The sequence below is a fragment of the Paenibacillus solanacearum genome (genome assembly GCF_910593845.1).
GTDB lineage: Bacteria > Bacillota > Bacilli > Paenibacillales > NBRC-103111 > Paenibacillus_G > Paenibacillus_G solanacearum.
The window spans coordinates 1-12,646 of the sequence record NZ_CAJVAS010000078.1 but is presented as its reverse complement, the minus strand read 5'-3'; the positions used below and the strand labels follow the sequence as shown (position 1 = coordinate 12,646).

General features: G+C 52.1%; 7 protein-coding genes and 6 tRNA genes. All 13 read right to left on the bottom strand.

The annotated features are described in order from the left end of the window. Positions 1-173: 173 nt before the first annotated feature. A complete protein-coding gene (gene glmS, locus KXG62_RS33120; protein WP_218096278.1) occupies positions 174-2,003 on the bottom strand; it encodes a glutamine--fructose-6-phosphate transaminase (isomerizing) in 1,830 nt (609 codons plus the stop codon). A gap of 542 nt (positions 2,004-2,545) precedes the next feature. Further along, positions 2,546-3,886, bottom strand: a complete 1,341-nt coding sequence (gene glmM / locus KXG62_RS33115; RefSeq protein ID WP_218096277.1) for a phosphoglucosamine mutase — start codon at positions 3,884-3,886, stop codon at positions 2,546-2,548. A gap of 79 nt (positions 3,887-3,965) precedes the next feature. Then, the gene (locus KXG62_RS33110; protein ID WP_218096276.1) at positions 3,966-5,450 is read right to left on the bottom strand and encodes a CdaR family protein; all 1,485 of its coding nucleotides are present in this window, start codon (positions 5,448-5,450) and stop codon (positions 3,966-3,968) included. Positions 5,451-5,453: 3 nt separating this feature from the next. Beyond that, positions 5,454-6,260: a diadenylate cyclase CdaA gene (gene cdaA / locus KXG62_RS33105; protein WP_218096275.1), complete on the bottom strand. Its 807-nt coding sequence runs from the start codon at positions 6,258-6,260 to the stop codon at positions 5,454-5,456. Positions 6,261-6,397: 137 nt separating this feature from the next. Beyond that, complete coding sequence (locus tag KXG62_RS33100; RefSeq protein WP_218096274.1) at positions 6,398-7,009, bottom strand: zf-HC2 domain-containing protein; 612 nt, start codon at positions 7,007-7,009, stop codon at positions 6,398-6,400. Positions 7,010-7,089: 80 nt separating this feature from the next. Next, positions 7,090-7,647 (bottom strand): RNA polymerase sigma factor SigW, encoded by a 558-nt coding sequence (gene sigW / locus KXG62_RS33095; RefSeq protein ID WP_425517408.1) that lies wholly within the window; start codon positions 7,645-7,647, stop codon positions 7,090-7,092. 491 nt (positions 7,648-8,138) lie between these two features. Further along, positions 8,139-10,928, bottom strand: a complete 2,790-nt coding sequence (ppc, locus tag KXG62_RS33090) for a phosphoenolpyruvate carboxylase (RefSeq protein WP_218096272.1) — start codon at positions 10,926-10,928, stop codon at positions 8,139-8,141. A gap of 797 nt (positions 10,929-11,725) precedes the next feature. After that, positions 11,726-11,799, bottom strand: a tRNA-Gly gene (locus tag KXG62_RS33085). 9 nt (positions 11,800-11,808) lie between these two features. Beyond that, a tRNA-Pro gene (locus KXG62_RS33080) sits at positions 11,809-11,885 on the bottom strand. Positions 11,886-11,909: 24 nt separating this feature from the next. Next, positions 11,910-11,986 (bottom strand) — tRNA-Arg (locus KXG62_RS33075). Positions 11,987-11,992: 6 nt separating this feature from the next. Beyond that, positions 11,993-12,067 (bottom strand) — tRNA-Gly (locus tag KXG62_RS33070). A 373-nt stretch (positions 12,068-12,440) separates the two neighbouring features. Continuing rightward, a tRNA-Leu gene (locus tag KXG62_RS33065) sits at positions 12,441-12,520 on the bottom strand. 6 nt (positions 12,521-12,526) lie between these two features. Continuing rightward, a tRNA-Lys gene (locus tag KXG62_RS33060) sits at positions 12,527-12,599 on the bottom strand. Positions 12,600-12,646: the final 47 nt, after the last annotated feature.

Below are 12,646 nucleotides of genomic sequence, written 5' to 3'. Positions count from 1 at the left end.
TCGATACGCTTTTACGCACAGATTTCGCCATACGCAAGTATCCAAGCTACACGGGGGCTTGGCCCCTCCCGCGACCGGACTTCCACCGGCAAGAAGATGCGTGCCTCTGGGCACGCCTGCATAAAAAAATCCCGATGACCTTTTTTCAAGGATCACCGGGATTGCTATACCAATTACTCTACCGTCACACTTTTCGCCAAGTTACGCGGCTTGTCGACATCGTTGCCGCGTGCAAGCGAAGCGTAATAGCTAAGCAGTTGCAGCGGCACAACCGACAATGCCGGCATCAGCAGCGGGAGTGTAGCCGGGATCGTCAGCACTTCATCGACAACCTTCGCAAGCTCTGTCTCGCCTTCCGCATTCAAGCCGAATACATGCGCGCCGCGCGCTTTAACTTCCTTAATGTTGCTGACGGTCTTCTCGAACAGCTCTTCCTGCGTCGCGAGCGCGATCACCGGGATGCCTTCTTCGATCAGCGCCAGCGTGCCGTGCTTCAGTTCCCCGGCGGCGTAAGCTTCCGAGTGAATGTAGGAAATCTCCTTCAGCTTCAAGGAGCCTTCCAACGCAACCGCGTAGTCCAGCCCACGGCCGATGAAGAACAAGTTGTCATGCGTGGAGATTTGCTCCGCCGCATTTTTGAACGTGTCGGCTTGCGCAAGAATCGCTTCGACTTTATTCGGCATCTCTTGCATAGCAGCGACCACATCCGCGATATAGGACGCATCCTGCGTACCAAGTGATTGCGCCAAGTACAGACCGAACAAGTAGAAAGCAATCAACTGCGACGTATATGCCTTCGTGGATGCCACAGCAATCTCCGGTCCGGCCCACGTAACAATGACGTCATCCGCTTCGCGGGCAACGGAGCTGCCCACGACGTTCGTAATCGCGACAACGCGCGCACCGTTGCGCTTCGCTTCCCGCAGTGCCGCTAGCGTATCCGCCGTCTCACCGGACTGGCTGACTACGATGACGAGCGTTTCCGGCGTGATAATCGGTGCGCGGTAACGATACTCCGAAGCGACGTCCGTCTCCACCGGGATGCGCGTCAGCTTCTCGATCACGGTTTTGCCTACAAGACCGGCGTGATATGCGGTGCCGCAAGCAACGATATGCACGTGACGGATGCTGCGAATGTGCTCCGGCGTCATGCCGATTTCATTCATTACAACTTTGTTGCTCGCCGCGTCGATTCTAGCGCCCATCGTATCGCGATAAGCTTTCGGCTGCTCATAAATTTCTTTCAACATAAAGTGATCAAATCCGGCTTTTTCCGCCGTAATAATATCCCAATCGACATGAAATAATTCCCGGGAAATAAAATTCCCTTCCAATGTCATTAATTCGACGCCATCTTTCGTCAAAGCGGCCATTTCCCCGTCGTTCAAAATATACACGTTTCGAGTATATTCGAGGATCGCCGGAATGTCAGAGCCAATAAAGTTCTCGCCTTCGCCGACACCGATAATCAGCGGGCTTTGCAGACGTACGGCGACGAGCTTATCCGGCTCATACTCCGTCAATACGCCCAGCGCGAATGCGCCCTTCATTTTCGTTACCGCTTTTTGTACCGCTTTGACGATATCGCCATCATACAGGCTTGCGATCAGGTGCGAGATAACCTCCGTGTCGGTCTCGGAGACGAATACATGCCCCGAGGCGATCAGCTCTTCCTTGAGCGCAATGTAGTTCTCAATGATACCGTTGTGCACGACGGAAAATTTATGCGAATTATCCGTATGCGGGTGCGAGTTGACATCCGACGGCTTGCCGTGCGTTGCCCAGCGGGTGTGCCCGATACCGATCGTGCCTCTCAGCGGCGCATCGCTCAGCTTCGATTCCAAGTTGGCGAGACGGCCTTTGGACTTCTTGATCTGCAGTCCATCCTGCGTGTACACAGCAACGCCGGCCGAATCGTAACCGCGGTACTCCAGCTTTTTCAAACCTTCAAGCAATATATCCTGGGAATTACGCTTCCCTACATAGCCAACAATACCACACATATGTTCAGAACCTCCTGATTGTCAAAAGAACGAATAATCGATTGCCTCTTTGATCCTGCCGAACGTTTGTCGGCCCGGTCGCCCGGACGTTTTGCGTTTCGACTTAACGGTGTTGGATCGCTACCGGAAGGCCCCCGCCGAAAAATTCGAACACCTTCACCTCGTCAACTTGATCCGCGCTGAATGTTATGCAACCTTTGCGTCGTCAGAAGAAGTAGAACAAGTTTGCTTATAACAAAGCAAACTTAAGACCGGACTGCAACAGCCGCAATAACACCAGATGCTTGCACAAGTTCTGGCGCTTCAATGGAAACGAGCCTCTGCCCACCTTTCTATGCTTGAATAAAAGACATATACCCATCTTATTCATTTTGCAATGAAAGTGCAACTGCTATTTTCATGGGGATTCCATCCATTTCATATAGCAAAAAAAGCCGCTGATACCTGAACTGCCGCCCTTGGCTAAACACCAATTTAACCGTGGGCAGATGCAGTTTACTTCGGCATCAGCGGCCTTTCATTATTCCGGATGATGGGCAAATTCAGGACAGCTCGCGCTGAATGATTTCGGCAATGCGCGCCACGTAGGCATCGACTTGATCCTTGTCCGACCCTTCCGCCATGACGCGAATCAGCGATTCCGTACCGGAAGGCCGAACGAGCACGCGGCCGTTATCGCCAAGCTCTTCTTCCACTTGACGAATGGCCGTTTCTATGGCGGTGTTGCCTTTCAGCTTGCTTTTATCGCCGACGCGCACATTGACGAGCTGCTGTGGATATTTGCGCATGATGCCCTTCAGCTCGCTCAAGCTTTTGCCCGACTGTACCAGCGTATCCATCAGTTGGAGTGCGGTAAGAATGCCGTCGCCCGTCGTATTATAGTCGAGGTAGATGACATGGCCGGACTGTTCCCCGCCCAAGTTATAGCCGCCTTTACGCATCTCTTCCATAACATAACGGTCGCCGACTGCCGTCTTTGCCGCCTTCATGCCTGCTGCTTCGATTCCTTTGAAGAAGCCGATGTTGCTCATGACCGTCGTCACGATTGTCTGTCCGCGCAGCTTGCCGGCTTGGTTCATCGCATTGCCGCAAATGCCGAGAATGTAATCGCCGTCGACCTCCGCTCCGGTTTCATCAACCGCGATGAGCCGGTCTGCGTCGCCGTCAAATGCAAGCCCGATATGCGCCTTGTTCTCGACTACGAGCTTCTGCAAGAGCTCCGGATGCGTCGAGCCGCAATGATCGTTAATGTTGCGCCCGTTCGGGTCCGCCCCGATCGTAATGACTTCCGCGCCAAGCGCCTCGAATACTTTAGGCGCAAGCTCGTACGCGGCGCCGTTCGCACAGTCGAGTGCAACCCGGTATCCTTTGAATGACGAGGATACCGATTCGCGAATATAGTCCAAATACTTGAATTTCGCCTGCTCGTCGTCGGTCACTGTACCGATATCGCCGCCAATCGGCCGCGGGAGCTCATCGATTGCCGCATCGATCAAACGCTCGATCTCCAGTTCCGTTTCATCGGAAAGTTTGAACCCGTCCGCCCCGAAAAATTTGATCCCATTGTCTTCCACCGGATTGTGGCTCGCCGAGATCATCACGCCCGCATCAGCCTTAAGCAAGCGCGTCAAATAAGCTACGCCCGGCGTGCTGATCACGCCAAGACGAATGACATTGGCGCCGATCGATAACAATCCCGCGACCAATGACGCCTCCAGCATCGGACCGGAGATGCGCGTATCGCGCCCGATCACAACGTTCGGCTTCTCTACTTTCCCTGCTAATACATAACCGCCGCAGCGGCCGATTTTATATGCCATTTCCGGCGTGAGCCCTTGATTCGCAATCCCGCGCACGCCGTCAGTTCCAAAATATTTCCCCATGCTTGCATTCTCCTCTGTTAGCATTTGCTTCCCATTATGTGCGAATGATGTCGCATTGGTCAATAGACTTATTGTCAAATCATGGCGATTTCGGCTTTTCTTCCCCTTGTCCGGCCGCAGCCGGAGGCGAACCGCCCGCTTCCGCACCGGCAGACGCCGGAGGACCGGCCTCTGTTCCCGTACTGCCGGAAGCCGGAGGATTCTCGCTTTTGTCCGTGCCGGCCGAAGCAGGCGGGGTCTGATTCGTGTCCGCTCCAGCCGAGTCGCCGGGAGCCGGCGTTATCGTGCCTGTGCCCGCGCCAGCCCCCGCTTCCGGCTTCACCGATTGCCCTGCAACTTGCTTCGCGCTAATTTCAACCGTTGCCTTGTATTCCTGCTGCTGCCCTCGCTTCACGAATGTCGGCAGGTTCCATGTGACCGGAACTTCATGCTTGCCCGGCGGCAAATTGCTGACATCGAGAATGGCCTGCACATCTTGCGACTTTAACTTGTCGACCAGCGTCGATGCGCCTTCGACCACAAGGCTCAGCTGGCTCGTCTCCGGTTGAATGACCTTCGTATTGAACCCGTCGTTTTGTCCGATAATCGAAATCGGAATATTGTCCAGCGTCTTCGTAACAGAAGGCACCACGGAAACATTGACGACGACTTTATCCGGGTCGAGCTGCTTCACATCTTTTTTGAGCGGAATCGGGAGCGTGAACTCCTTGTCTTCCCTGAGGTCATTCAAGTTGACTTGCGGTCCCTCATAAAATTCGAGACGATCCAATATATTCTGTGGGCCGTATACGGTCACCTTGTCGATGCTCTGGCGAATCGATGCTACCGCAAACCCGCGCGGCGGCTCCCCGACCAGCTTCACTTGCAGCGGCACCATAGTGAACGGGCTTGTAATCGGCACCTCGACATCGACCACCGCAGGACTGATCGTCGCCATCTCCATCGGCTTGCCGTTCTTGTCGAACGCCACAAGCTTGACCTTGCTCGATACCGGCGATTGCGCCTTCTCTACATTGACGTCGGCCCGTACCGTTTCCACGGCGTCGTAGCTGCCGCTAGGGACCGCCACCGTGACCTGCTTCGGTTTGACAACCGGCTGTCCTGCTTTTAAGCCTACGGCTGGAATCCCGGTCACATTGACCGTTACCGGCATCGATTTGTTCTTCTTCTCATCCACGACGACTTTGACCGTGGCAGGGCTCACCTTTACCGTGACGTTAGTTGGGAAGCCGACCGGGGTCAGCGACAGCTGATGCTCCCCTTTCCCCACCTTCGTCAAATCCAGCTCTACGGAATAGTTGGCCGCATTCATTACTTTTTTCAAAACGGAATCACGACCCGACAAGCTCACCGTCACTTGCGCCGGATCGATCAGCTGAACATAAAATTGATCCGCATCATACTTCGGCGTGACGGAAACGTTCCATATTTTCTCTTCTTTGATCCCCGTGCTTGTCGTGCCCGAGATCGTCCCTCCGTCCATACGTACGACAGCCCACAGCAGTATGCCGATGATCAAGGCGACCACCTTAACTACATTCGTGTTGCGCAGCCATTGATCCATAATCTATTTTCGCCTCCATTTCCAAATGGAGCTCTTTTCTTTGATCTTCGCTTTCGGCTTCAGTTCCTCGAACAGTTTGGCCAGCAGCGCGTCCTCTTTAATATCCCGCAAAATATGCCCGTTCATCGCCAGCGAAATTTGTCCCGTCTCTTCCGAAACGGTAACGCAGACGGCATCCGACACCTCGCTCATGCCGATTGCAGCGCGATGGCGCGTTCCCAGCTCTTTGCTAATGAACGGATTTTCGGAGAGTGGCAAATAACAGCCCGCAGCCATCAGCTGGTGCTTCCGCATAATAACCGCCCCGTCGTGCAGCGGCGTATTCGGCACGAAGATGTTGATGAGCAGCTCCGAACTGATGTGCGACTCGATCTGAATGCCCGACTCCACGTAATCATTCAGGCCGGTTTCCCGTTCGAATACCATCAGCGCTCCGATTTTGCGCTTGGCCATGTAATTGACGGCTTTCAGCACCTCGTTGATGCGGCGGTTCACTTCCGAATCGTCTTCCACCGTCGTCCGGCTGAACAGCTTGCCTCGTCCGATTTGTTCCAGCGCACGCCGCAGCTCCGGCTGGAATATAATAATGACGCCCACGAGACCGAACGTAAACATTTGATTCATCATCCACTGCAGCGTGTTCAGCTTAAACCAAGAGCTGAGCGCCCAGGCGAATACCACGACAAGAATCCCTTTCAGGAGCTGAATGGCACGCGTTCCCCGTACCACCAATATCAGCTTGTAAATGACGTAACTGACGATCAATATATCGATAATATCTTTAATGCTGATCTCCGTAATCCAGTCCATGGCCCTTGCCCCCAAACGTGCCGCGGTGTTTTCTTTCTATAGGCGATTACCCTCTTAGATCATAACATATTTACAGCAAAAAACCCTCCCTTTCTACCACCGAATAGGGAGGATTTCCGAAAAACGGGACTTGCGGCCTATTTGCTATCTGACAGCTGCACGATCCACGCATTCATTTTGTACCAGAGCCATGAGAAGGCTTCATCAATCTTCTTCACTTGACCGGATATATGTGCCGTCGAAGCGAGGTTTACCTTGCCGTCGATCACGATCAAGCTGCCTTTAATGTCCCCATCCACCTGCGTAACCCCGTTCTCTACCGTCAAATCTCCGCTCACCGTCGCTCCCGCAGGAATATAAACGGTGTTGCCCTTGATGACAACGGACTCCAGATCCGATCCTTTCACCAGCAGCTCCTGATTGTCATTCCAGGACGCAACGAAGCTTGAAAACATGACGAGAAAAAAGACGGCAGCCACCGACACAGCCGGATGCCTGCGTACCCACCGGTAAAAAGGATTTTGTCGCTTCACCGGGGGAAGCGACTGCATAATCCGCTCCGTTAACCCTTCCGGCACTTCAGACGGAGTTTTCGCGCTGATCAGCGCCTCCATCTTCTCGAATTGCTGAAGCCGTCTGCGGCATTCGGCACAAACGAGCAAATGTTGTTTGAGCGCTGCGGAATCCCGTCCTTGCAGACCCCCGTCCAAATATTCGTGCAGCAAAGGGAGGGCTTCATTACAATCCAAGTTCAGCCTCTCCTTTCATCTTTCCATAGTAAGCTTGTGTATTACATTACGCGCGATTCGGATTTATGTTTCAGAAATCGCTACAATAATTTCTCCAATTTTTTCCTCAAAAAATCACGCCCGCGATGCAGTCTTGTCTTGATGGTCGTAACGGGCATGGAGAGTACATCGCTTATTTCCTGCAGCGATAAATCCTGCAAGTATCTGAGAATGACAACGGCCTTATACTTTTCCGGAAGTGTCTCGATCGACTCCCGAATCTGCTGCTGCGTTTCGGACAGTACAACTTGATTATCCGGCGATTCTTCCGGACTGGCCAGCGTATTATACCAATCGCCGCCTTCGCCTTCATTCAGCTCAGCGTCCAGCGAGAACGTCGCTTTCCGTTTGCGCAGCCGGTCAATGCACAGATTGGTGCCGATGCGATAAATCCATGTGGAAAATTTTTGGTTCTCGTCATAGCGGTCCAAGTTCGTATATACACGTAAAAACGTTTCCTGTGCAATCTCCTCCGCTTCATGACGATTATGCAGCATTCGATATGCAAGATGAAATATTTTATCTCTGTACAGCTCCACCAATTCGGCAAATGCCGCGCGGTCCCCACCACGGGCCAGCTTGGCGAGCCGGGTGTCCATCTGAATCACCGACCTACCTCCAACCTTCCGTAACCGTCCGAGGCAAGCCTCGATACTGCACGGTTCATCAGGAGCCGGATGCCCCTCTTTCGGCTATCGCAATTCCTGCCATTAAGAAAAGAATACCAAACGATTGCCACCCCTGTACAGTCTCACTCAAAAGAAAATCCTGTGCAATGGCCCCAGCAGGCCGTTCCGCCGCATCGTACGGCGCCAACCACCGTATGATGTCTTCTGCCGTAAAACCCGTCTCGGGCTGAGCAAGCCAGCAAGCGTTGTCGAGCCAAGATATCGGTATAACATAGGTTGCACAAGCCTGCTTCAAACATACTTGTTCATGCCGGAAGTCCGTTACGTTCGACTCCATAACCCGTGTCTGCTGATTCGCGCCTCATACACCAGTCGCTTCTTCGTTTTTCGGTCCGAACAAACAAAAAGAAAAGCCGGAGCAGCTCCGACTTTTCGAATAAACGCTCTTATGACAGCGAGGATCAGCCCGTATTGCGAAGGCCTGCGGCAATCCCGTTGATCGTGAGCAGCACTTCACGCAGCAGCAGCGCATCGTCGCTGCCTTGATCGCGAAGGGCGCGCAGTTCCTGCAGCAGCTGCACCTGCAAATAGCTGAGCGGGTCGACATAAGGGTTGCGCAAATGAATCGATTCTTGAATCACTGGCACGTTGTCGAGTATTTCCTGCTGGCCGGTAATCTGCAAAATCAAAGCGGATGTTTTCTTATATTCCTCTTCGATCAGATTGTATATCCGTTCAGCGATTTGTTGATCATTGATCATTTTGCTGTATTCTTTGGAAATCAGCAGATCAGCTTTGGCAAGCGCCATCTGCAGGTTATCGATCAGCGATTTGAAGAACGACCATTGCTTGTACATATCCTGCATTACGCGCAGATGCTCCGGCTTATCCTGATAGTAGCTGTATAAGCCTGAACCCGCGGCGTACCATGCCGGCAGCAAGTAACGGCTTTGCGTCCAAGAGAACACCCAAGGAATCGCGCGAAGATCCTCGAAGCGATCGCTGTTCTTCCGCTTGGACGGTCTCGATCCGATATTCAGCTCGCCGATCTCCGGAAGCGGCGTCGACTCCTTGAAGAACGTCAGGAAGTCAGCATCGCGGAAGATGAGATCCTGGTATTTTTGCTGCGCCTGCTCGGAAATGTTACGCATGATGTCCGTATACATCGGTTCCACCGCGTCGGTTTGCGGGTTACGTGCATTCAGAGCTCCTGTAATGAGCGCTGAGGTGGCTTGCTCCAATGAACGGTAGGCAATCCCCTTCATGGAGTAACGCTGCGAGAGCACCTCGCCCTGCTCCGTAATTTTGATCCCGCCGCCGATCGTATCGGCTGGCTGCGCCATAATGCTGTCCTTCAGCGGCATTCCGCCCCGGCCTAATGCGCCGCCGCGGCCATGGAAGAACTTCAGCTTCACATTGTGGGATTTCGCCGCTTCCGTGATGCTTCTGAGCGCCATACGCAGCTCCCAGTTGGCTGTAATCACGCCGCCGTCCTTGTTGCTGTCCGAATAGCCGAGCATGATCTCCTGCAGCTGATTCGCGCTTTCCAGACTGTTGCGGTACGCCGGGATTTTGAACAGCGTCGCCATGATTTCAGGCGCCGCATGCAGATCGTCGACCGTTTCGAACAGCGGCACCGACTGCAGCGTACACGTGACGGAACCGTCCGGGTTATGAAGATATAGCCCTGCCTCTTTCCCGAATACAAGCACTTCCAGCAAGTCGCTGGACCCTTGGGTCATACTGATGAGATAGCTCGAAATACATTGACGTCCGAACTCCTGCTGGGCCTTTTGGATGACCCGGTATACGTCCAGACACTCCTTCGTCGATTCCGAGTAGTTCAGATACGGCGATGTGATCGGGCGCGGCTCGTTCAAAATATTCGTAAGCAGCTCGATTTTTTGTTGTTCGGACAGCTCCGAATAGTTCGGACAGATGCTCATTTTTTGCAAAATCTCAGTCATGGCCGCTTCGTGCTCTTTGCTGTGCTGGCGCACATCAAGACTCGCAAGATGGAAGCCAAACAGCTCCACTTGACGGATCAGCTTGGCAATGTAGGAATCGGCGATGAAATCGGCGAAATGGTTCCGCAAACTGCGCTCGATGATTTTCAAATCTTCCATCAGCTCGGACGGATTATTATACTTCTTGCTTGCCGGTACATTCGGCTTCGCCGTATTGTTAATCTTCTCAATCATATATTTCACTTTGATCCGATATGGCTCTTTCTCGTTGCGCCATACTTCATCGGAACGAAGATCGATGTTTTCCCGGTCTTTTTTGATAGAGTCCAGCAGCTCCTGCGTTACTTCCACAATGTTTTTGCTGAAGCTCATATGCCCCATCAGCTCGCGAAGCAGCTCTTCGTATTTGTCCAGCGCAAGCTGCCGGTGCATCCTGAGCGTTTCCCAAGTAATCTTCGACGTAACGGACGGGTTGCCGTCGCGATCTCCGCCGATCCAGGAACCGAACTTCAGGAATGTCGGCACATGCCACGGCTGCTCCGGATAATACTTGTTCAGACAGCGCTCCAGCTCCTGATACACTTGCGGCAGCACATCGAACAGCGTCTCGTCAAAATAATACAGACCGTTGCGCACCTCGTCGATAACCGTCGGCTTGCGGTCGCGAAGCTCGTCGGTTTGCCACAGCATAATGACTTCGCCCAGCAGCTTCACCCGAAGCTGTTCGCGTTCGCGGAACGTAAGGCTCGGATTATCGAGCTCCATCACGTCATTGGCGATGCGCTGATGAATATCCAGCACCGCGCGGCGTGTTGCTTCCGTCGGATGCGCCGTCATGACAAGCTCGAGAGAAATGCCTTGAATGATTTCTTGTGCCTCGGCTGCGCTAATATGCTGCGCCTTCAGCTCCCGCACGACGTCTTCGATCGAACCCGGCTGCACATTCTCGCCGGCTGTCCGTTCGTAATCACGTTTCCGGCGAATACGCTGGTTTTGCTCAGCGATGTTGATCAGCTGGAAATAAATCGCGAACGCACGAATGACCTGATACCGTATTTCCGGTTCCAAGCCGTTTACCGTCTCCTTAAACTCCTCATACATTTCCGGGGTATATTGGTTGCGCAGCGATTTACTCATCTCTCTAATTTTCTCTACGACGGTAAAGAGCGCATTGCCGCCTTGATGAACCAATACCTCGCCCAGAATGTGCCCGAGAAACCGAACATCTCTTCGCAGCAAATTGTTGGACGTGTTCTTGTTAATAAGACTGACTGAATCCGACATGGTTCTCCTCCATCCTAACTGCAAGTCAATAAATCATATTTTAACACAACCTTGGGCATCAATGTAGTCCATTTATGCGGTAAAGCGAAAAAAAGCCATCTCAGGCAAAACAAACATTAGCCGTCAATGTTGCCGAATGCTTGTTCCGGCGCATAATTGGCTATGCCCGTCTTGCATTTCTCCACTTGCTGTCTGCGCAAATAAGCGATCCGAAGACCTTCGCTTCGGTCTAAAGCCACCGCTTTACGGCTTGAGCTGCTGCGTTGCTTCTTAGAAGTACGCCAATGAACGCAGACCGGACAAACTGAATGCGACGTCTTACAGAACGCTGACGGTCCCCCTTAAGCCCGCGGCGCCTTCAAAGCATTCCGCATCGCTCACGTGAATGCCAGCGGCTTCTCGCTCACGACAGGCAGCCCTTGCAAGCCCGATATGTGTAGATTAAACGTAAAGGCTTATGATGAAACGTCATTCGGTACTCGTCGAATATTTTTTTATCAGCTGTGCTTCTAACCGTCACTCCAGACACCTGTCAGCCGGATTCGGTGCACAATTAAGTTGCTCAAAGCGATATTGCATTTCGCCGTTTTCATAGCGTTTATTATTAAAGACGATCATTCCCTCATTGATCTTTCAAGGATGACCCGGTTGGATTCTAGTGCGTTACTCCCTTTCCTCATGGGTACCTGTGTGGCGGAACTATGAGATGAGTAATACTTACGTTCAGAAAAACAGTCGAACATCAAGCCGTAGAAAATAAAAAAACCTTTGGGATCCAAAGGTTCTACTTTACATTATGGAGCGGGTGATGGGAATCGAACCCACGCTACCAGCTTGGAAGGCTGGAGTTCTACCATTGAACTACACCCGCATTTACTAATGGTCGGGACGACACGATTTGAACATGCGACCCCCTGGTCCCAAACCAGGTGCTCTACCAAGCTGAGCTACGTCCCGTAAATGAATATTCATGATTTAAAATGGCGTGCCCTGAGAGATTCGAACTCCCGACCTTTTGATTCGTAGTCAAACGCTCTATCCGGCTGAGCTAAGGGCACATATTATGGAGCGGAAGACGGGATTCGAACCCGCGACCCTCGCCTTGGCAAGGCGATGCTCTACCCCTGAGCCACTTCCGCGTGAACACTGTTGCTTTAACAGCGACATTTGTTAATATATCAGGTTTCGAAACAAAATGCAAATGTTTTTTTGTTTTTTCTCTCAAATACTTTAAATATGCATTTTGCTGCTAGTTGTAATCGTTTTCCCCATCTCAGTTTCTCCCATGAATTCCTTGTTTACACTATGTATTTTAAAGAAATGAAAATTAATTATTTCATACTGGCTATTACCGGCCAGCCATGATCCCGTTACAGCGAGTTTATAAACTCGCTTCTAGACGATAAAATGTTGACTCTGCTACACAGACCGATCCTTCGCATTAAGATTTCCTCATTAATAAATAAAGAGGTTTAAAGCCTCGATGGCCTTAAACCTCTTTATTACTAAGTATGCGCGTAGAGGGACTTGAACCCCCACGGTCTCCCGCTAGATCCTAAGTCTAGTGCGTCTGCCAATTCCGCCATACGCGCGCAACGTGAGCCATGTAGGACTCGAACCTACGACACCCTGATTAAAAGTCAGGTGCTCTACCAACTGAGCTAATGGCTCATGCAAATGGCTGGGGATCTAGGATTCGAACCTAGGCATGACGGAGT

What these genes read in the sequence shown, in the direction of transcription:
- ppc (WP_218096272.1), bottom strand. Translation starts at nt 10,928, where the DNA reads ATGTCGGATTCAGTCAGTCTTATTAACAAGAACACGTCCAACAATTTG.
- KXG62_RS33110 (WP_218096276.1), bottom strand. Translation starts at nt 5,450, where the DNA reads ATGGATCAATGGCTGCGCAACACGAATGTAGTTAAGGTGGTCGCCTTG.
- glmM (WP_218096277.1), bottom strand. Translation starts at nt 3,886, where the DNA reads ATGGGGAAATATTTTGGAACTGACGGCGTGCGCGGGATTGCGAATCAA.
- sigW (WP_425517408.1), bottom strand. Translation starts at nt 7,647, where the DNA reads ATGGACACCCGGCTCGCCAAGCTGGCCCGTGGTGGGGACCGCGCGGCA.
- glmS (WP_218096278.1), bottom strand. Translation starts at nt 2,003, where the DNA reads ATGTGTGGTATTGTTGGCTATGTAGGGAAGCGTAATTCCCAGGATATA.
- cdaA (WP_218096275.1), bottom strand. Translation starts at nt 6,260, where the DNA reads ATGGACTGGATTACGGAGATCAGCATTAAAGATATTATCGATATATTG.